20 protein-coding genes are annotated in these 19,166 nt (G+C 41.3%); 8 read left to right on the top strand and 12 right to left on the bottom strand.

Going from position 1 to position 19,166, the window contains the following annotated elements; translation table 11 throughout:
* Nucleotides 1-22 precede the first annotated feature (22 nt).
* Nucleotides 23-739, bottom strand: a complete 717-nt coding sequence (locus tag QW284_09075) for a hypothetical protein (GenBank protein MEM0339817.1) — start codon at nucleotides 737-739, stop codon at nucleotides 23-25.
* A gap of 156 nt (nucleotides 740-895) precedes the next feature.
* Between QW284_09075 and QW284_09070 the strand changes: the two genes are divergently transcribed.
* The gene (locus QW284_09070) at nucleotides 896-1,618 is read left to right on the top strand and encodes a molybdenum cofactor biosynthesis protein MoaE (protein ID MEM0339816.1); all 723 of its coding nucleotides are present in this window, start codon (nucleotides 896-898) and stop codon (nucleotides 1,616-1,618) included.
* Here QW284_09070 and QW284_09065 read toward each other — a convergent pair.
* The 3 genes from QW284_09065 to QW284_09055 all read right to left on the bottom strand — a co-directional run bounded on the left by QW284_09065 (nucleotide 1,593) and on the right by QW284_09055 (nucleotide 5,435).
* Entirely contained in the window at nucleotides 1,593-2,483 is an 891-nt protein-coding gene (locus tag QW284_09065) for a winged helix-turn-helix transcriptional regulator (protein MEM0339815.1), read from the bottom strand. The genes QW284_09070 and QW284_09065 overlap by 26 nt on opposite strands.
* A gap of 173 nt (nucleotides 2,484-2,656) precedes the next feature.
* Complete coding sequence (locus tag QW284_09060) at nucleotides 2,657-3,886, bottom strand: DNA double-strand break repair nuclease NurA (protein ID MEM0339814.1); 1,230 nt, start codon at nucleotides 3,884-3,886, stop codon at nucleotides 2,657-2,659.
* Entirely contained in the window at nucleotides 3,876-5,435 is a 1,560-nt protein-coding gene (locus QW284_09055; protein MEM0339813.1) for an ATP-binding protein, read from the bottom strand. Before QW284_09055 ends, QW284_09060 begins: the two co-directional genes overlap by 11 nt.
* Nucleotides 5,436-5,637: 202 nt before the next feature.
* Here QW284_09055 and QW284_09050 point away from each other — a divergent pair, with 202 nt between their 5' ends.
* On the top strand, nucleotides 5,638-5,958 hold the full coding sequence (locus QW284_09050) for a hypothetical protein (GenBank protein MEM0339812.1): 321 nt from the start codon (nucleotides 5,638-5,640) through the stop codon (nucleotides 5,956-5,958).
* A gap of 1 nt (nucleotide 5,959) precedes the next feature.
* Here QW284_09050 and QW284_09045 read toward each other — a convergent pair whose 3' ends face one another.
* Complete coding sequence (locus QW284_09045) at nucleotides 5,960-6,691, bottom strand: purine-nucleoside phosphorylase (GenBank protein MEM0339811.1); 732 nt, start codon at nucleotides 6,689-6,691, stop codon at nucleotides 5,960-5,962.
* A gap of 65 nt (nucleotides 6,692-6,756) precedes the next feature.
* On the opposite strand from QW284_09045, the gene QW284_09040 reads away from it, so the two are divergent.
* The gene (locus tag QW284_09040) at nucleotides 6,757-7,173 is read left to right on the top strand and encodes a DUF120 domain-containing protein (GenBank protein ID MEM0339810.1); all 417 of its coding nucleotides are present in this window, start codon (nucleotides 6,757-6,759) and stop codon (nucleotides 7,171-7,173) included.
* On the opposite strand, the gene QW284_09035 is transcribed toward QW284_09040, so the two are convergent.
* Genes QW284_09035 through QW284_09025 form a run of 3 tightly spaced genes read right to left on the bottom strand, consistent with a single transcriptional unit; the run spans nucleotide 7,163 to nucleotide 9,402 of the window.
* Nucleotides 7,163-8,311 carry a tryptophan--tRNA ligase gene (locus QW284_09035; protein MEM0339809.1) on the bottom strand — a complete coding sequence of 383 codons (1,149 nt, stop codon included), beginning with the start codon at nucleotides 8,309-8,311 and terminating at the stop codon, nucleotides 7,163-7,165. The genes QW284_09040 and QW284_09035 overlap by 11 nt on opposite strands.
* A 56-nt stretch (nucleotides 8,312-8,367) precedes the next feature.
* The gene (locus tag QW284_09030) at nucleotides 8,368-9,015 is read right to left on the bottom strand and encodes a LysE family transporter (protein MEM0339808.1); all 648 of its coding nucleotides are present in this window, start codon (nucleotides 9,013-9,015) and stop codon (nucleotides 8,368-8,370) included.
* Nucleotides 9,016-9,021: 6 nt separating this feature from the next.
* Nucleotides 9,022-9,402, bottom strand: a complete 381-nt coding sequence (locus QW284_09025; protein MEM0339807.1) for a hypothetical protein — start codon at nucleotides 9,400-9,402, stop codon at nucleotides 9,022-9,024.
* Between the two features lie 88 nt (nucleotides 9,403-9,490).
* Between QW284_09025 and QW284_09020 the strand changes: the two genes are divergently transcribed.
* A complete protein-coding gene (locus tag QW284_09020) occupies nucleotides 9,491-10,015 on the top strand; it encodes a nitroreductase family protein (protein MEM0339806.1) in 525 nt (174 codons plus the stop codon).
* Here the strand turns inward: QW284_09020 and QW284_09015 are convergent.
* Together QW284_09015 and QW284_09010 are read right to left on the bottom strand one after the other, a co-directional pair.
* Nucleotides 10,007-10,897, bottom strand: a complete 891-nt coding sequence (locus tag QW284_09015; protein ID MEM0339805.1) for a ParA family protein — start codon at nucleotides 10,895-10,897, stop codon at nucleotides 10,007-10,009. The genes QW284_09020 and QW284_09015 overlap by 9 nt on opposite strands.
* 57 nt (nucleotides 10,898-10,954) lie before the next feature.
* Nucleotides 10,955-11,209 (bottom strand): hypothetical protein, encoded by a 255-nt coding sequence (locus QW284_09010; GenBank protein MEM0339804.1) that lies wholly within the window; start codon nucleotides 11,207-11,209, stop codon nucleotides 10,955-10,957.
* Nucleotides 11,210-11,363: 154 nt separating this feature from the next.
* Here QW284_09010 and QW284_09005 point away from each other — a divergent pair, with 154 nt between their 5' ends.
* The 3 genes from QW284_09005 to QW284_08995 are packed head-to-tail and all read left to right on the top strand — an operon-like array spanning nucleotide 11,364 to nucleotide 14,099.
* Entirely contained in the window at nucleotides 11,364-12,137 is a 774-nt protein-coding gene (locus QW284_09005) for an ECF transporter S component (GenBank protein MEM0339803.1), read from the top strand.
* A complete protein-coding gene (locus QW284_09000) occupies nucleotides 12,109-13,398 on the top strand; it encodes an ATP-binding cassette domain-containing protein (protein MEM0339802.1) in 1,290 nt (429 codons plus the stop codon). The genes QW284_09005 and QW284_09000 overlap by 29 nt, the downstream gene beginning before the upstream one ends.
* A gap of 2 nt (nucleotides 13,399-13,400) precedes the next feature.
* Complete coding sequence (locus QW284_08995; GenBank protein MEM0339801.1) at nucleotides 13,401-14,099, top strand: hypothetical protein; 699 nt, start codon at nucleotides 13,401-13,403, stop codon at nucleotides 14,097-14,099.
* Between the two features lie 18 nt (nucleotides 14,100-14,117).
* On the opposite strand, the gene QW284_08990 is transcribed toward QW284_08995, so the two are convergent.
* Together QW284_08990 and QW284_08985 are read right to left on the bottom strand one after the other, a co-directional pair.
* Nucleotides 14,118-16,688 (bottom strand): DUF1854 domain-containing protein, encoded by a 2,571-nt coding sequence (locus QW284_08990; protein MEM0339800.1) that lies wholly within the window; start codon nucleotides 16,686-16,688, stop codon nucleotides 14,118-14,120.
* A 173-nt stretch (nucleotides 16,689-16,861) separates the two neighbouring features.
* Nucleotides 16,862-18,007, bottom strand: coding sequence for a radical SAM protein (locus QW284_08985; protein MEM0339799.1), 1,146 nt, complete (start codon nucleotides 18,005-18,007; stop codon nucleotides 16,862-16,864).
* A 138-nt stretch (nucleotides 18,008-18,145) separates the two neighbouring features.
* Here QW284_08985 and QW284_08980 point away from each other — a divergent pair, with 138 nt between their 5' ends.
* Nucleotides 18,146-18,712, top strand: coding sequence for a chromate transporter (locus QW284_08980; protein MEM0339798.1), 567 nt, complete (start codon nucleotides 18,146-18,148; stop codon nucleotides 18,710-18,712).
* The last annotated feature ends 454 nt before the right edge of the window (nucleotides 18,713-19,166 follow it).

Raw genomic sequence — 19,166 nt, 5'->3', positions numbered from 1 at the left:
TAATGCCAACCATTAACAAACACTAGATTTTTCTAATCACAGATCTCTTCTGTAGATACTTCAATAACATGTCATCCCATCTAACAAATAAGGTGATAGCCATTATACCAATAAGTAATGTCGTTGAAAAAACGAAAACAATAACCTCGTTCTCCACCAGATGTTCTCCAATAAATCCAACAGCCCTACCAGCCAATAAGATAACCAATATCATTAGAAACTTCCCCAAAAAGGTAACTGGCATCACCCTCCAAATGCTATACCCCATCATGCCAAGTGGTATGTAAAGAACCTTGTCCGGGAGATGGGTGAAAGCGAATAGAAAAACAAGCAGAGCAACAGCTTTATAACCCCATATCTCGACAAGCTTCAGAAGACTCTCTAACCTATTAAAATATCCTGTGTTCCTCAAAGCAATTCTGCTAACCCTTCCAACAGCCCATGCAATAGCTTCTCCAAGCGCAGAACCTAGGCCACTTGAAATAGATAATAGCATTATGTATCCCAAGTTCATTTTATAGAGAGAAGCTATCAGGAAGATTATGTATGTGTATGGTATTGGCACTATAGAAACTGATGCTATAAACGATATTAGAAAGGATGCAAGGAGGAAGTTGATGCTAAAGAAGAAGCGTATGAACGTTTTTCTAAATAGAAAAATTACTATGCTGATCATAACCAGGATGAGTATTGTAGAAAATGCCTCCGCTACTTTGGCTATTCTCTTAGATAAGTTCATTTACAGCACCAAATATGGTGATACATTGCATAAGCTTATAAAAACGCCTCTCCTATAGTCCTAGGAAATAGGTAGTTATTAAGCTTTAAATATTAAGGAGTTCCGGTGATGAGCTCGTAAGGTGAAATGATTAGGTGATTGGGGAGGTTTCGACTGATGAAGATCAGAATAAAATTGTTTTCCCTTTTTAGAGATATTTTCAACTCAAATGAAATTGAGATACAAGTGGAAAAAAGTAGTATAACTATCGAAGAGCTAAGGGATATTCTAATTAGAATTAATCCTAGGATGAGGGAAATTTTAAATTACATCGATCCAATTATCATGGTCAATGGAATTGTTGCTGATATGAATACCAAAATCAGTGAGAGAGACGAAATAGCCCTTCTACCACCTGTATCAGGCGGCTCAAAACATGTTAGTGTCAAGCTCTTTGTAGATGATCGGGATGTGGACATAGAGTCTAAGATTAGAGACATTTTGGCGAATCTTAGTGGTGAGGGTATAGGAGCAATAGCAATTTTTGTTGGTGTTGTCAAGGATGTTGTAGATGGGTATAGGGTTAGAGAACTTGTTTACGATGCTTACGAACCTTATGCCACAAAGGCCTTGGAGAGGATAGCTATGGAGGAGAGTGTTAATGAGAACATCAAAGCGATTGAGATTATGCATAGAGTTGGTGTTGCTAAACCTGGTGAAAAAACCCTTTGTATAATAGTTGCTTCGAGGAATAGAAAAGAGGCGTTAGAGACTTTGACGAAGGTTTTAGAGAGGGTTAAGCATGAGGTTCCTATATTCAAGCTTGAGAAGAGAGAGGATGGAGAATACTATGTAATTGGAGATGGTAAGAGGGTTAAGAGCTCGAGCGAGGTTTCTTAACTAAAACCACCTTGTTTTGCAACCCAACCTTCTCTATCCTCACATAGCCAAGCTTCTCAAGTTTTTTCACATGCCTCCACAACGTGGTTCTCGGAACAGGAACGTCTTTCTGCAACTCTGATTGAAGTGCCGATCCACCTCTTTTTTCAAGGCTTTTCAGAATAGCTAAATCGATATCGCTTAGAAGTTCCAACTCTCTTTCTCCTCTACTTCTAGCTCTAGACATATACAGATAGAGTATGAAGAGCGCGGCTGCTCCTAGTGCCACACCAATGATTATGAAGACGATGTGTGGCAATGGTTGAAAGGTTTTTGGCGCAGTTGCTGGGGTAGTAAATTGTTGTGATTGTGTAGGCTCCTTAACAATATAATTTATTGTGGGCTCGTCTGAGAATTCTATGTAGAGTATAGAGTTGTTGACGTAGCCATAATAGGAAATATTGTTTGGCACAGTTAGCAAAATTATGTTCGGGGCTAGATACAATCTGTACACATATTCCCTAGATAGAGAAAGGGAAAAGACGTTATCCTTAATACTAACATTCGCCACATAGTCAACAACACAACTTGCATTGACTGTTGAGACTATATAGAGAGTATTTGATTTATCGTCATAGAGAAACGGCAACTCTTGGCCGCCTAAAACGACGGTGATAGTCTCAATAACAGGCGCCACAGGCAGGACAACAGTGTTTACACCAATGCTTAAACTCATCTCTATTCTTACATGGGCAATACCGTTAGAGTCTATATAAATGTGTGTAAGGGGTTTTAAAGAAGCTACACCGGTAACACTTGTGCTTGTGCCAGCTATGAACAACACAAATAATGCTATAAGAAGCAAAGAGGGTAGTGCTCTGATCAATGATTATGTCACCTCAAAGTATATTATTGTGGAAAAATAAAAACTCTATGTTTCCTAGAGCATAATATAATATGAAGATTTGGCATAGAGCCAGTATACTAATTATATAAACAGATACTAGATTTGTTATTGCATACCCAAGGCAGTTGTGAGCAGATAATGTTTATCGGTATTTAGGTAAATAAATAGCTTTTCTGAGGATTTGTTAAACCAAGTGCTATTTGTGCATCGCCTCCAGCCTCAGCACCATATGCCATGATGAGTCTATACAGTCTCTTCAACGATGCTGTTTCAAGTCTTATGAATCTATCAGCATAGTCTATTGGTATTGGTACAGCATTTTGAGATGTGTTATGCGTTACATATTCTATGACTTCTTCTATTCTTGACCTTGGATACACATCTAGTCTTATAGCCTGGGGATATACCATATCGCTAACCGGTTTGTAGAAGACTATAGCAGTTTCTCTCATAACATCACAGAGATTCTTTAATTCATCAACAGCTTTTCCACTCGAACACGTTTCAAGCACATCCAGTATTGCTTGTATCCTTTTCTGTTTTGATGCTTTTGACGATCTTTTCATTATGTTGAGATGCTTCTTAAATATATCCAGATAGCTGCTTATAACAGTGAATTCTCCTGGCTCAAGAACATAGCTAAGTATAACCTTGTCATTTAGTCTCCTCAATAGCCTAGCAAGCTCGTTGTCAAGCTCCTCGATATAGGATGCTATAAACCTGCTTGAAACCCTTTTAACAACTCCAACTACAGGTATTCCAAGATCAGATGCCTTTTTAAATAACCTCAACAACTTTGATGACCCTATAGATATGAGCTCGTCGATTTCTTTGATATTTTCTAGGCAACTCTCATCGACATGTTTAGCTGGGTTAAAGAACGAAGGGCGGGTAGAGAAGTAGAGAGAGCCGTCAAGCATAACCATATCAGCATAACTATGTTTATCTAGGGCCTTTAAAGCTGTGTCATACTCTAAAGTCTTTGCATAAACTTCTATGGCTGTATTCACATATTTCTCGCTGTTTCCAACGATCGATGATACCCTGCATATCTCATATGATGAGGTGCCACTTGGGCCGACAACAACATATCCAGAGACTATAACGCCGAAGACTCCGGACACTACCTCTAGTGTTGGTTTGCTCCATGTACTATCAACAGCTACGACTATTCTACCACCCTGTTCTGCGGATCCAGGGAACCTCCTAATCTCGAGAAATCTTCTAATTTTATCCCTATTCTCTAGAGCAGGCTTAGCATAACTAGCATAGACCTTGCTTACAATATCCTTTGCAGCCTCAACTAGAGCCGTTGTCAACTCAGGGTTTTCGTCTGTGAGCTCTATTGATTTTCCAGAAATCTCTTCATCTTCATGCAACATCCCTGACCCTCACCAGCAACGGTCTTCTAAGTGGATTGCCAAGCCCTGTGAAGAAGAATTCTCTTGGCGATAGAAGTGGAAGTGTATACTCCATATACTCCACACCCTCAAGCCAATTCCTCAACTCATTATAGTCTCCAGATGTCTGCATACGCGAGAAGAAAACAGTGTTTATGTTTCCTCTAATCTCTGGTGCAAGATCTATGACTCTCTGCGATGATAGGATTAGTCCGAATCCCCATTTCCTACCCTCTCTACTAGTCCTAGCAATAATGTCTTTGGCAGGCTCACATCCATAGGCACAGCAATAGTTGTGAGCCTCATCAACAACAGCGATTATGTTGGCTCTACTCCTCCTATATAGAATAGTGTCCCAGATCTTCTTAACAAATTGATATACAATAGCATTCTTAGCAGCATACTCTACTTCTGTCGATAAATCGATTATTACAACCTTCTTTGTGCTGTTGAAAAGATCTGCGACAACATCATCAACAACTGTTGATCTTCTAGACAGGTTTTGCTCGAAAAATGCCTTGCCAACCCTTGTGTATAGCAATAGCCTCATTTTTTCAACTGTTTGTTGTCTAGCATTCATAGCTTGCAGATATGTTTCGAGAACCTTGACAAATTGTTTAAAGTCCCATTTGAACAACCCCTTTGAGCTGAACTCTCTATACTTTTTCAGCAACTCCCCAAGCTCTATATCCCCATTTCTTCTCCCGAAACTCCTTGTCTTTGCCTGTTGCAATGGATTTTCCAGCTCCTCAACAACACCCCTAATATACTCTATCACAGCCCCATAGACATAATCTTGGTACTCGGATCTCCTCAAACCCATCTGATCAACAATTATATCAGCTATAACATCTGGCTCTAGAACAATATTTGAAGAGTCTATAACTGATATTGAGCTTTCAAAGCCTATCCACCTAGACGAGTCAGCGTAGTCAACACCTGTGTGATCAAATATTATTATTCTATAGTTTGGTGTCTTCCTCAAAACCTCTTCTATAATTGCTTTCACTAATCTAGATTTTCCAGATCCTGTTGCACCTAAAACAGCTATGTGATAGTCTAATGCAATTGGATTGACATTTATCTCGAGATTAGCGAACTTATGATAACCTATGAAAAGTCCCTGGGGAAGCTTTAGTATACCTGATAATATATCTCCCCCCTCAACCGTATAAACATGGCTACCAGGTCTTGGAATAGCGAAACTCAGAAATATTCCACCACCAGGGCTTATCTCCCCTATAATCTCGACATAGCTATGCATGAGAGGTGCTGAGAAGCTATGGCTTTTCCCAGGGTCGAAAACTGTTGGAAGTGCATTAGCATCTATAGCAAGATCCTTTTTAGTGCCACTCTTAAATACTCCGAGAAACCTCCTACCCTCTAGGAAATCATCCACTATTGCCAGCATCTCATCCTTCACATAGTCCATCGCATCTCTAGATATTCTAACAGGTGCCAGAGAAGCCCTAGCACCAGATGTTATGACACCGACAAGTCTACCAATATCCCTAGGATTCCAACTCCACAAGCATATCAACCAAGAGGTTTGAGATATTAATGTGCTAATATTTTTGAGAGCAAAGCGAAAGTTTGTAGGATAAAAGGTTGTATGCCTAATATGGAAATATACTATCATATTATCTAAGCATGCAAAACTGAAGAGAAGAGTTATAAAGGGGATTGCATATTAAATAAAGCGGAAATTAAAACGCCAGAAGGTTTTTGTAGCCATGTTTAGGATTGTTATAGAAGCCTCGTTACAAGGTTTGCCTGAGGAGCAGATGTGCATAGCAAAGCTTAGAGAGGGAATAGAGCTAGGTGGGGGTTGTACAGGATCTCAAACTTCATTTGCATGTGCATCTAACAATGTCTTGGTGAAGGTAATCCCAGTTGAAGCCTCGCATCAGCTTTCACATACACTTATCGGGGTATCAATAAAATTTGTTATTCAGATACATGTCGAGGGTGAAAAAGCTGAGGATGTTGTTAAAATCGCCGACATTGTTTATAAGACTTTGAAGAGTTGCAACATTCTTTTAAGAATTGCATAGGTTATACGCTAACCCTTGTAAGAGCCTCTAAAACTATTCTAGCCGCCCTATCAACATAGCCTTTCAGCTCCTCAGCTGATGCAAAGCCAAGTTCCTCTACGAGAGAGTCGCTAACCATTAGTAGTGCTCCTGTCTTCAGATTTCTCATGGCGCCCAGCATGAAGAGACCTGCACACTCCATCTCAACAGCTACAACACCTCTGCTCGTCCACTTCCTAACGAACTCGGGGTCCTCAGCATAGAAAGCATCGCTACTGACGACAGGTCCTAGAACATAGTTTACACCAACCTTCTGAGTCTCTTCAACAAGGATCTTCAGAACCTCGAAGCTCGGCGCTGTTGCTGTGCACACATTCTCTTTTAGATACTGGTAGAACGCACCCCCAGGGTAGTAGGCAGCAGCTGTTGGGATAACTATATCGCCTATTCTAAGCCCCTTAACCATCGCCCCACAAGTGCCAAATCTGACAACAACCTTTGCTCCCAGCATTGCCAACTCTTCAACAACCAGCATAGAGGATGGATGACCAACGCCATGGACAGCAACAGATATTGGAACGCCTTTATATGAGCCAGTATATATTGTGAAACCCCTATTCGTATTAACTATCCTAGGATTCTCAAGCATTTTAGCAACCTGGTCTACTCTTGCAGGGTCTCCAGCAATTATTACCCTCTCTGCAACATCCCCTCTCCTAGCCTTTATATGTATAGGCCCGGTCAATCTTCTCACCAAGAAAAATTAGACCATGCAAAGATTTAAGCTTTATGCTTATATAAATGATGCAATGAAGCGATATGGAGATGGTAGAGCTTAGAGGAAAAGTAGTTAAAGGTATTGGCGAGGGGAGGAAATATGTTGAGATATATAGCATGGAGATAGAGAAGACGCTTGGCTTTAAACCATTCCCAGGAACACTAAATGTACTGCTTGACAAAGAGTCTATACACAAAATAGTGTTCATCTATAACACAAAGCCCTACGCAATAATAAAACCGCCGTTCAACGGTCTAGCAGATGTATATGTGTGGAAATGCTACATAGCAAAGAGTGGTAACTCAGACAAGATGGAGTCGTATATAGTGAGATCCGCGAAAACTGTGCATGATGTTAGCGTTGTAGAGCTTATATCAAGTGAATGTATTAGAAAGAGGCTTGGGCTATCTGACGACGACGCTGTGGAAATAGTAGTTCTGCTTGAATCTACCTTCTGATCTTTGGGACATCAAATTTGTGTCTGATTAGATATTTCTCCACTTGATCCACAGCTCTTCTCCTCTTCTCTTGGTGATCTCTAAGAAACTTTGCCACCCTCTCTGCCAGCTCTTTTTTACACTCTCCACAGAGTAGTGCACCAGTTTTGCATGCATGGTATCTCTCCAAGAGTTTCTTGTCATCATCTTCAAATAACATTTCATACATTTTGTAGACTGGACAGGCATCTGGATTGCCACCATATTTCCTCTGCAGCTCTGCTGTTGGCTGACCTCCTGTATAGGACCTCATAATTTTTTGCATCGCTATTTCAGGTGGGTCTGTGGTGTATACAGCTGTCTCTGGCTTTGAAGACGACATCTTGCCGCCTATTCCAAGACCTGGAAGAAGCTTGTTGTGTATTTGTGTTGGCTTTGGATAGTTTAGGGATGGTGCAATATCTCTTGCAATTCTCCAGTAGGGGTCTTGGTCTATCCCAGCAGGGATCAAGACCATTACATGCTCTTGGTAAAGCTCCGTTGGCAAAAACGCTACAGACATTTGGAGAACTGGATAGAATATCATTCCAATATTCGTAGAGTCTGTAAATCCGAATGTAGCTCTCTGCGTTGAATAGGTTATTTTCTTTGCAACTCTTATTGCAATGGGGTAGAGAAACCCGATGTCTTCCGAGTCTATTATCACATGAGTCTTTGCCGGGTCAAGCCCTAGAGCAGCTAGATCCAGTATATTCTCATATGCAAGACTGTTGAACTCCTCTAGAGAGCCCAAGTCCCCATGCCAGTATTTCTCATCGTCAGTCATCTGGAAGAAAAGCTCTAGACCAAGTCTATCCTGTAGCCATTTTGTGAAAATCCATGGCAGTATATGCCCAAGGTGGGTGTGCCCAGAAGGTCCTCTACCTGTGTACAGAGCACATCTTTTCCCAGATTTAAAGACCTCTAGAAAGATGTCAAAATCTCTATGAGAGTAGAAGACTCTTCTCCTCACCATTGAATGGGTTTCCCCAGCAACCTCTGCTAGCATAGAAGCCTCTTTATCTGTTAGAGGCTTTGCCCCAAATATCTTTACAAGCTTGTCATAATCTACAAAGGCCTCTGCTTCCCATGGTGTTACATGTGTTTCCTCAAGCTCCACAAACGTTCATCACCTGTTGTCAGTATTTAGCGAGTCTTGAGAGAGGTTATAAGTGTTTAGGGCATTATTCCCATTCCAAGAAACCTCTTCATAATGATGTTGAAGGAGAACAGTATTAGTAGAATGCCGAAGGCTCCCAGCAAAGCTCTATAGCCTTTTTCGCCAAGGAATCTAGACCCTCTTCTAGTGGCCTCAGCTACTGTAGCCAGCCAAAGGAAGTCCATCCAGACGTGGGCAGGATACATAACGAGAATCGATGAGAGTCCTAGAGAGGCTATGGATGAGATAAGCGACATTCCTATGCTTATCCACCACATCAAGAAGAATATGTTTAGAGCTGTGAAGAGAAAGCCAACGACAATCGGGTTGCCATAGTCACGCTTTTGGCTATTGCCCATCTTAAAGCCTTTTATGGAGTCTCTTAGTAGCATGTACGCAAAATACAGTATTATTATTGTTCCGCTAACCGCTATAACTCCGCCTACAGAGCTTGAGAGAACCTCTTCCACTTTGCTAAACATTGCAGTGAGTAGAACAACGTATGGAAGCTCAAACAGCATATGCCCAAAAGCCACTAAGGCACCACCTCTCCAACCACTTTTTGCACCAATAGACATTGTTGCCACTGTTAGAGGGCCAGGGCTTAGAGCGCCAGAGGGTGTCACTATAATTGTCTGTATGGCCAGCGAGACCAGAGGATCCATAGGCCCTCACTTATCTGAGCCAATTTCTATCCACTGAAAAGATACTATATCACGTATAAGCTGTGTTACTATGTCTAGAACATGTTGAACACACTCCTCATCACTCTCAAGCCCCTTCTCTTTGCAGAGTTTTTTCACAATTTCCCAGCCAACAGAGTCCTCGCTCAAGATCGTGACACAGCCACTATCGAATCTTCTACTAGGCGTTTTATACAATGCTATATATGCTCTAAGACTATTCAGAAGATCTAGAAGTCTTATCATTCTGTACTTAGACGTGCAAACATCCAACCCGTAAATGTTATAGAAAGCTGTTCTCTCAACACTATCTATTTCAGTGGCTATTCTAACACCGTCAGCAGATGCAAAAACACTTTTCTTTTTCAAAACAACCTACACCTATTCTTCTCTGAATATATTTGGCTAAACATAAGCTTTTATTTCTAGGCTTTAGCAGATAGTATTGGTGGTTATAATGTCAGAGACGGAAACTCTTATAAAGTTTTTGCTGACGAGAAGAAGTATAAGGAGGTTTAAGAAGGATCCTGTTCCTCTAGATGTTGTGAAGAGGATTCTAGATGTTGCTAGGTATGCTCCAAGTGCTGGAAATAGACAGCCATGGATATTCATTGTCGTTTCCGATTCTGAGATCAAGAGTAAACTCGCAAAGATCCATCGATGGACGTATCCATTAGAGGAGGCGCCAATGGGTATAGTAGTAGCATGTAATAGGGATGTTTCGCCCGATTCTTATCATGTTGACTGTGCAAATGCGACAATGTACATAATGCTGGCTGCGCATGCATATGGTCTTGGAACTGTGTGGCTGCAAACGCTTAGAAATGTTGAAGATATTCAGAAAATACTTAACTTGCCAGCTAACTATATACCGGTTTCAATGCTTGCAGTTGGGTATCCAGCAGAATCGCCATCTCCAAAGCCTAGGAAGGATCTCAAGGAGATTGCATATCTAAACTCATTTGGAAATACACTACAGTAGCGTTTTTAGGGCTATTTCAACCCTCTCCTCAACCTCCTTGACAAGAGGCTCCACAAATAATAGTATACTCGGTGAGTACTTCACCTTCCCCCTCAAAACCCTTAAAAGCCTAACATTCTCGCTAGGGTCAAATGGCAGAGCCCTTATATCAGCCAATTTTGGATGTGCAAAAAACACGTTTTCGAATACAGGTGAAGGTATCTTGCCATCAAGCTCCCACTTCATTCCATAGGAGGAGTAAGCCTCTTCCACAACCCTTTTAGTCCTCCTTCTATAAACATCGATATTTATCTTCTCAATAGTTCTAAATCTAGTCAAGACAGCCCCAACAAAAGGTGGTTTATCATTTGGTGGAGAGCCCCTAACATCTCTAATCAGATAGTATAGAGCTGTCAAAGCAAAGCTAGTCTTTGTCACAGGGGATATCAGGGCATCAGCCATTTTTATCAGAGGCCCTATCAAACCATACATCTGTGGCGGAAGATCCAAGACTATGTAATCAAATTCTGAAAGCCTCTGATCAACATCGCTCCTAAGGCTGTAGACCCTTTCAGCAGGCACTATAACATATTTAACTAGACCTATGTACTCAGGCTTCGATGGTATAATCGCTAGATTATCGCTAACCCTATAGACTACAGGCTCTCCAGACCCAGCAATCCACTCGATTGAGAACACCTTTTGCTGCATCTTGGAATACCCTAGAAGCTTCTCAAAGCTTGTAGGTGGGATAAAAACCTCTGTTATATTTGCCTGGGGATCGGCATCAACAACAAGAACCTTTCTATTAAACCTCTCAGAAAGCGTTGCTGCAACAACACTAGCAAGTGTGGTTTTTCCAACACCACCCTTGTAATTTGCTATAGCAATGACCTTTGGCACAAAAATCACTCAACACAAATTAGCCACCTCTTAGAAGATTATTAAACTTTTATCAAGTTAAACCTTAACAGCGTTTCTACCCACTCTTCTCACTAGAGCTGTTGTCACAATAAACAACACAAAAAATGTGCTTGTTATGGAGTTGAATATGAGATATGCTAGCGCTTTTTCCATAGGCTCTGAATTCAGAAAATCGATAAGAGCACTAGATACAGGGGCTTTTACTGCACCAAGTTTTGCTATGGTGATTATTGGGGAGGCGATGGTCGATGAATATGCGACAAAATCTTTTAGTCTGTGAATAGATTTCATAGTGCTTCACAGCCGACTTCTAATCGTGTATATTACCTTATAATCACTCTCTCACATAAATTCTCTTACTAGATACTTCGATTATATATTTCGATTAAAGCTTATTATATTCTGTATAGCAACATGGCTAAAAACTGGTGAAGGTGCGCAAAATTTGGCAGGCGTTGGAATAAAGGATGTTATTAGAGTAGTTGTCTATACAATAATAACCTTTGTAGCCACAGTCCTGCTAACTGTAGAGACTCCCGCAACAGGCGGCTACTTCAACTTAGGTGAAGCAGCCATATATACAATTGCGTTTATAGCACCACCACTTGTAACAGCCATATCCTCTGGCCTAGGGCCTGCATTAGCAGATCTGGCTCTTGGCTACTGGTACTTCGCACCAGCAACATTTGTCATAAAGTTCTCGGAGGGGTTCATCGTTTCAAAGCTTTTGAATTGGCTTCGCTCAAAGCCCCATGGAAAAGCTGTTCTCAACATCATTAGAGTTCTTGCAATTGTTCTTGCAGCTACCCTAGCAATTATTGTTATTGTTACAGAATTGTCTTTTGGTGGTGGTGTTGGAGTAGAGTTCTCGTGGACTCCAACAACACTCTTTGGACTCTCTATACCAATACCAAACCTTAGGATAGTTTTACCATCTATTGCATGGATAGTTATAGCCGTGGTATTTATAATAGTTGCAGTACTATCCATAGCCATATGGGGAAAACCATACGTCATATCAATGGCTGTTGGCGGATTAATAATGGTCACAGGGTATTTTCTATACGAGTACTTTGTCTCAAATCCGATCATACTTCACAGAGAGGCCCAAGCCGCGATATTTGAGATACCTGTTAACATAGGGCAGTTTGTAGCTGGCATAATATTGTCCTACCCATTGGTGCAATTTATTGAGAGAGCTAAAGGCTCTAGAGGTTAGAAACCTCTCTGTATACTCCTCTACAAAAGAAATTTTAAGAAATGTAAATTTCTCTCTTAGCAGTGGAGAAATACTGTTAGTTACCGGTAGATCTGGATCTGGGAAAACAACTCTTTTGAGGAGCTTAATAGGCATTGCAAGAGAGCTGTATGGACTGTCTTTATCCGGATCTGTATCTGTCTACGGAAATAAGATCTCCAATACTTATGAGGCTTCAAAATATTTTTACTATGTACCTCAAGAGCCTTGGTACTCAATATCATTTCCTTATCCAGCTATGGATATACTCTTTAAGAGCATAGACATAGATGCTAAAGCTGTTGAGGAAATGGCTAAGAGGCTTGGCGTTAGCCACAAGCTCTTTGACTCATCAATAAATTTGAGTGCTGGCGAGGCTCAGAGAATAGCTTTTTTAGAGGCTTTGGCTTCAAAAGCAAAGATAATTCTGATAGACGAAATAACCTCTTATCTAGATAGAGAATCTAGGCGCCAGGTCGTGGAGGCAGTTAAACTTGCTTCAGAGTATGGCGAAACAATAGTTGTTGTCGATCATGACATATTTTCTTGGCGTGGAATCGCCAACAAGATTCTATATATAGAGAAAGGTATTGCAACAATGTTTGACGATCCCATGGAGACCCCAATCTATGAAGATTTCAAGGCTTTGGAATACACAATAAAAAATATTGAAAGATTTGATGCTGACACAGAAAAGGTTATAGAGGTCGACAACATATGGTTTAAGTATCCCGACTCTAAAGAGTATATACTAAAGGGCATTTCATTCGATGTTTTCTCAGGGGACTTGATCTGGGTTAGGGGAGGCTCTGGAAGAGGAAAATCAACATTGTTGAAAATCTTGGCAGGCATTTTAAAACCGAGTAGGGGTAGTGTAAAAAGATTTGTTAGAGGTGTTCAACTAGTTTCTGAAAATCCTCTGCACTACATATCCAATCCGACAGCAGGCGATGAGATTGGGTGGAACAAGGAAATTGCAAGGATTGCTGGGTTAGAAGATGCTTTAAACACGCCAATAGCATTTCTTAGCAGCGGGGAGAGAAGGAGACTTGCAATAGCATCTGCATTCATCAGGCAGCCAAAGGCTCTTCTCATAGATGAGCCAACTGTTGGTCTAGACCCTTGGAACTCTATTGCAGTAATAAAGCTTTTGACAATGCTACAGCAAAGAGGCTCTGCAATTGTTGTTGCTAGCCATGGTGAGGAGCTGGGGTATATAGCAACAAAAACTTTGGTGGTCTAGCCATGAGCATCTCAAAAGCGTTCTCGAAACTAGTTCTCTTGGTGCTGAGATCCCTCTTCCTCTATGGTTTTACAGACGCTAGGAGAGGATCAACAATATTACATCTTGTGTTTGCAGTGCTCTCACTATACATTGTTGTGCACAGCCCATCGGCATCGATATTCATATTCTCAATGCTGATAGCGTTCTATATGGTGTTTGGCATAGGGAGCTCACTACTATACTCTGCACTAGTATCTTCTATACCTGCCACTTGGATGGGGCTCACAAACCTTCTATACACATGGATCAACAGAGGAATTATATCGCTAACACCCTTCTTAGATGTTTTTATAAGAGCTGAGATAGGATCTATCATAGTATTCTCTTTGATGCAGAATATCAACATATCCGAGCTGTGTCACCTATCATACAGAATATCAAAAACATTTTCGCTAGCCATCGGATACTTCTGGAGAATATCGTCACAGATTCTAAAGGAATCTAGCGAAATGCTCTATGTACATGGGCTAAAAGGGGAGAGTTCTTGGAAAACCCTGGCAATGCTCTTTGTGAGAGGCGATGAAATTGTTGACCAATTTACAGAGGGGGTATACTTGAAACAGTTTAGCTACATGCCCAAACCAATATACAGCAGAAAAACTGTTCTTGCCCAACTACTCATGGCAATAAGTGTTCTTGTCATAGCATTCCTATTTTGATGATGTATTTGCAATTCATTACAACATATCTCTAACTATCTTTAAGCTCTTCTCATCTAAGTCGCTTAGTAAAGCCTCGAAGAGATTGTCATGCCTATCCCTCATAATTATCTTATCTCTGAATATCATTATACTTCTCCTCCCATAAGTCTCAATAGTTGTTAGACCACTATTTGTTTCCAGCTCCCACAGTAGATAATCTCCTTTGAAATCCACTCTTCTAATCCTCCTAACCTTGAAAATCTTGTTATTAAACTCGATGGCCTTTTCTAATACTTCTAAAGATTCTTTATCAAGTTTCCTATAATCATCGATTATAAGGATCTCTTTCTGATCATCTGTATAGAGCCCTACTACGTGTCTTGCTGTTATTGGGAATAGCAACTTGGGCGTCAAGTCTCTATATAAATTACCTTTATAAATCACATCTACCTTCGCCTTTGACTTATTTGATGGGAGAATCTTAACTTCTTCAGCTTTAACTATGTTCATCTCCAGCGATTTCTTCTCCATCTCCTTCTTAGTCATATCGACTAGTGTTAGAATCTCTTTCACATCACCTCCTATTAGCTGGTCCTTAAACATGTTGTACAGTTTGGAATTCTTGTTTAGTAGCAATGTTATGGGATCTCCTTCTTCGACTATAGAGCCATTTTCTAGCACAATAACCTTGTCTGCTAATATAACCTCAAAAACGTTGTGTGTTATGAATATGGATGTCTTATCCTTTGTCACATTCATTATGGCCATGAATATCTCTCTCTCGTTTATAACATCAAGATTCGATGTAGCTTCGTCGAATAAGTATAGACTTGGGTTTAGCAGTATTGCTCTAGCTATTGCAAGTCTTTGCCTCTGCCCACCTGATATCTGAGAGCCTCTTTCCCCTAGCTGAGTATCGTACGCAAATGGCATTTTAACTATTTCATCGTGTATCATTGCTATTTTGCATGCTCTCACAATTTCTATTGGATTATACTCTTTTGCACCATAAGCAACATTGTAGCCAACTGTTGTGTCGAAGAGAACAACTTCTTGAGGAACATAAGCCACTTTACTCCTTAGGCATTTTGGATCAATGTCTCTAATATCATAGTCGTTTACTGTTATTCTCCCTTCTTCAGGGTCGAAGTATCTGAGCAAGAGTTTTACAATTGTTGTTTTTCCAGACCCGCTTCTACCAACTATTGCTATTTTCTCGTCCTTTCTAATAGCCAAGTTGATGTCCTTTAGAACTGGCGTTCTTGGGTCGTAGCCAAAAGTTACATCCTTAAACGTTATACTCTCTATCCTGTCTATGCAGAGTCCTTTCCCACTTCTTAGTGTAGGTGATAGTGATAGCAACTCTCTTATTCTCTCTGCAGAGACGAGAGACTGTTGCATAGCTGGTATAAGGTTGCTCAAGTTGTTTACAATACCATAGAACTGAGATGCATATGATATGAAAGCTGTTATTGTTCCAAGCTCTATTCTTTTGCTAAGCACTTGTAGTCCGCCGAACCACCATATCCCGACAGTGGCAATATTTAAGACAAAGCCTAGGAGGGGCCATGTCAGATTGTTTAGCTTAGCTATTGAAACATTGCTTTCATAGACTCTGTCAAGAAGAAATCTAAATTCTTGCGCTTCATTCTCTTCTTTCACAAAAGACTTTACGATGAGATAATTAGGAATTGTTTCATAGATTTTGGAGTAGAGCTCTGAGTTTCTACGCCAATTTGCATGCCATAGAAACCTAGATCTCTTCCTATAGTGAAGAACCAGCAGAGCTATTATTGGTGTTGGCAATAGTATGAATAGAGCTAGTCTAGCATCCATATAGAACATGATGCTTCCAACAGCAACAATATTAAAGCTATTTGAAATGACTGCTGGAACAGCCCATACAAGAAGCCAATTAAGGCTATTAACATCATTAACTATCCTTGAGGTTAATCTACCCACACCAATAGCCTCGATCTGTGGCAAGTCAAGGCTCATTACGTGGCGGTACAAGGTCTCTGAAAGATCTACAGTAACTTTGTATCCTAGTTTGCTGAGTGTGAGGCCGCGGTAAGTTGTTGTAATAGCTATAGTAATATGGGTTGCAATAAGCGTTAGTATAATCGCTATGAACAGCGCTATAGAGGGGTTTGAAGCCAGTAAAACACTGTCTATGAGGATCTTCATTAGATATGGCGGTAAAAGCCCTACGACCGTTAAGAGAATCGATGTAGCTACGCCTATCACCAAAGCCTTTTTATATTTGCTTAGAATGCTCCAAAGCCACTTCAAGGTTCCTACAGATGGCTTCTCAACCCTCTCCCTCTCAACAACAAACTTAGCCCCCTTGTTGAAAGAGTCTGCAAATCTCTTAAACTCCTCCTCCTTTCTCCTAGTAAAATAGACAACATCGACCCTATCACCACCACGTGTAACAGCAACAAGCCTGCAGATACTAATGCCGCAAACAACATCGAGTCTAGCAACATCGTCAACCCTATGCAAAAGATTATCTCCACGCCAAACGCTTACAGAAGCTTCTTCAACTTTTACAACAAGCCTAGAAAACCTCAAATCCATATCAAGATCTGTCTCAGCATAGCTCATGCAAAGCACCTAAATACAAACATAGCACACAAAAATACAAATTTTAAAATTTGATGGCGCCAGCAAATATAGTTGCATATTCTAAGCCAAACACCTTTTTCAAATGTAAGTTGCAAAGAACTTGGATACAACTTGATCTACGCTTGGTAAGCTAGGTCTTCTCTTGTGGAGAACTAGTAGTAGTTTCCAAGTAGCCACTCATTTCCTATGTAAACTCTTTTCAAGCCTGCTTCATGGGCTATTTCGATTGCTTTTTTGGCATGTGATATGCTTGTTGGTGGGAGGTCTTTTAGTAGGTGGTCTGGGTGGAAGGCTAGGAATATCACAGGGGTTTCAGGGTCTATAGACGCTATATACTCTGCTATTCCTCTTATCTCGACCTCGTCTATGTATCCCGGGACTAGGAGAACGCTTATTACCAAGAGCGGTATCTCCCTCCTCTTCTTAGCCATTTCACTGACAATTTTCACATTCTCTTTTATCCTATCAACAGCTTTTTTGCCATCCACACCTGTAAGGGCTTGGTAGACAGATGGTGTCCAAGCCTTCCAATCTATTTTGACAATACCCCCACTCTCAAGACTCAGCCTAGCCATTTCTCTCATTATAGGCGGGTTTTCGAGTCCGTTCGTCTCCCAGCAAACCCTCTTTACAGCACCTCTTCTCCTAGCCTCTTCAACAATCTTTCTAGAGACCTTTAGAGCATATACAGCGTGGGGTCCTGGATCCCCTCCAAAGTAGCATATGCATGTGACCCTGCTCGCCATGGCCGCTTCGAACAGCTCCTCCTCAGACACTCTAAACCTCGCTCTCTGAGCACCATCCACAACAATGTTTTTATGCTCCCAATTCTGGCAAAACACGCAGTCCAGGTTGCAGCCAGCAAAGAAGACAGCTAGGTTGTAAAAGCCGTGCTCAACACCATTGCGAACAGCGTACTTGGGGTAGCCAGCACCTGTGTAAGCAGGGCAAACAGGTGTTGCAACACAGTTTGTTGGCAGAGGATCTAGATAGTAGTGCAGAACCCCCTTGCCAAAACCCTCGACAGGCTGTAGAAAACCGCTTTTGTTTGTCCAAACACCGCAAAAGCCAGCCCCATTCAAGGGTACGATGCATTCGTTTACACAAAAACCGCATTTAGCACCTTCATAGCTCTTCGGAGCCTCAAGGGGAAGCCCAAGACCAATTCTATACGACTTGTGAACAGACATTGCAATGGGCAGTGCCTCCCCAGCTCTAGACCTCAAACAATCTACGCAAACACCAAGAACGCTGCTGACAGTCTTAGAAGACTTTCCACAGACTCTGCAAACACCCATGCCACAGACCGCTGATCGATAAATAGACACTAGCTATCCAGACTATAAAAACAGTGTTGACAGATCGAATAGCAAGCTACTGCCGCATAAAAGCAGATAAGCTTTGGGCAAGCCACTGCAATCGACTGGTGGATCGACTTGGGCGAAGCAACACTATTGACACTCTTCATAACATTTTTGAAAATCGGCGCTGTTATGTTTGGCGGTGGGCAGGCGATGATCCCCATTCTCAGATACGAGGTTGTTGTACGCAACCAGTGGCTCTCCGAAGAGGAGTTCCTAGACCTTGTTGCAATAGCAGAGTCGACCCCAGGGCCAGTAGCGGTTAACGCCGCTACATATATAGGCTACAAAACTTGTGGCCCGATAGGCTCTCTCATAGCAACAATAGCTGTGATACTACCAGCATTCCTAACAATACTCGCCATAGCCATGGCGCTACAGAGGTTTTACCAAAACTATATTGTTAGAAGCGTCTTGAACGGGATTAGAGCAGCTGTGATAGGCCTCTTCACAGCAGCCCTGCTAACAGTTGTTAGAGGCATATACAAGGGGCTACAACCAATCTCAACAGTAGCAACAACAGTGATAGCCATAGCAGTATTTGCATTAATCACAATATTCGATGTAGATCCAATAATACTCATCATCGCATCAGCAATAGCAGGCCTAGCACTAGGGCTTCTAGGCGTCTGGAATCTGTGAACAGAGCCTATCTACGCCTAGACCTAGCTAGGTGTAGTATTAGGGCGAAGAGTATGTGAAAACCTATGGCAAGACACGCAACAGCCAAGCCAATAAACACATAAAACAATACATCGCTTTGAAAAGTGGAGAGGTAGAGCATGACAATGCCCACAACAATGAAGCCTATAGACTCAAAAATATGATAATTAGAGAAGAATCTGAAGAAGATAAACCAGAAGAGGTGTTTAAGGATAAAAAAATATTTTTATTTTCAAATTTCAAGCTAATCACATCAACAGCCTTTCCTAAGACTAGCCAAGATCTATTATTTCATACGCTAGAGATGCTGGAACAGTCCTCTCAACAGTTAGAGCAGCACCAATCGGAGGCTTAATCTCAACCTTAAAGACGTCGTACGGGTTGAGACCCTTTATACTTGCGTGGCCAAGATCTTCAGCCAGCTTTGTGAAGT

This window comes from Ignisphaera sp., assembly GCA_038735125.1.
Lineage (GTDB): Archaea > Thermoproteota > Thermoprotei_A > Sulfolobales > Ignisphaeraceae > Ignisphaera.
This window is presented reverse-complemented; position numbering and strand designations above follow the sequence as displayed.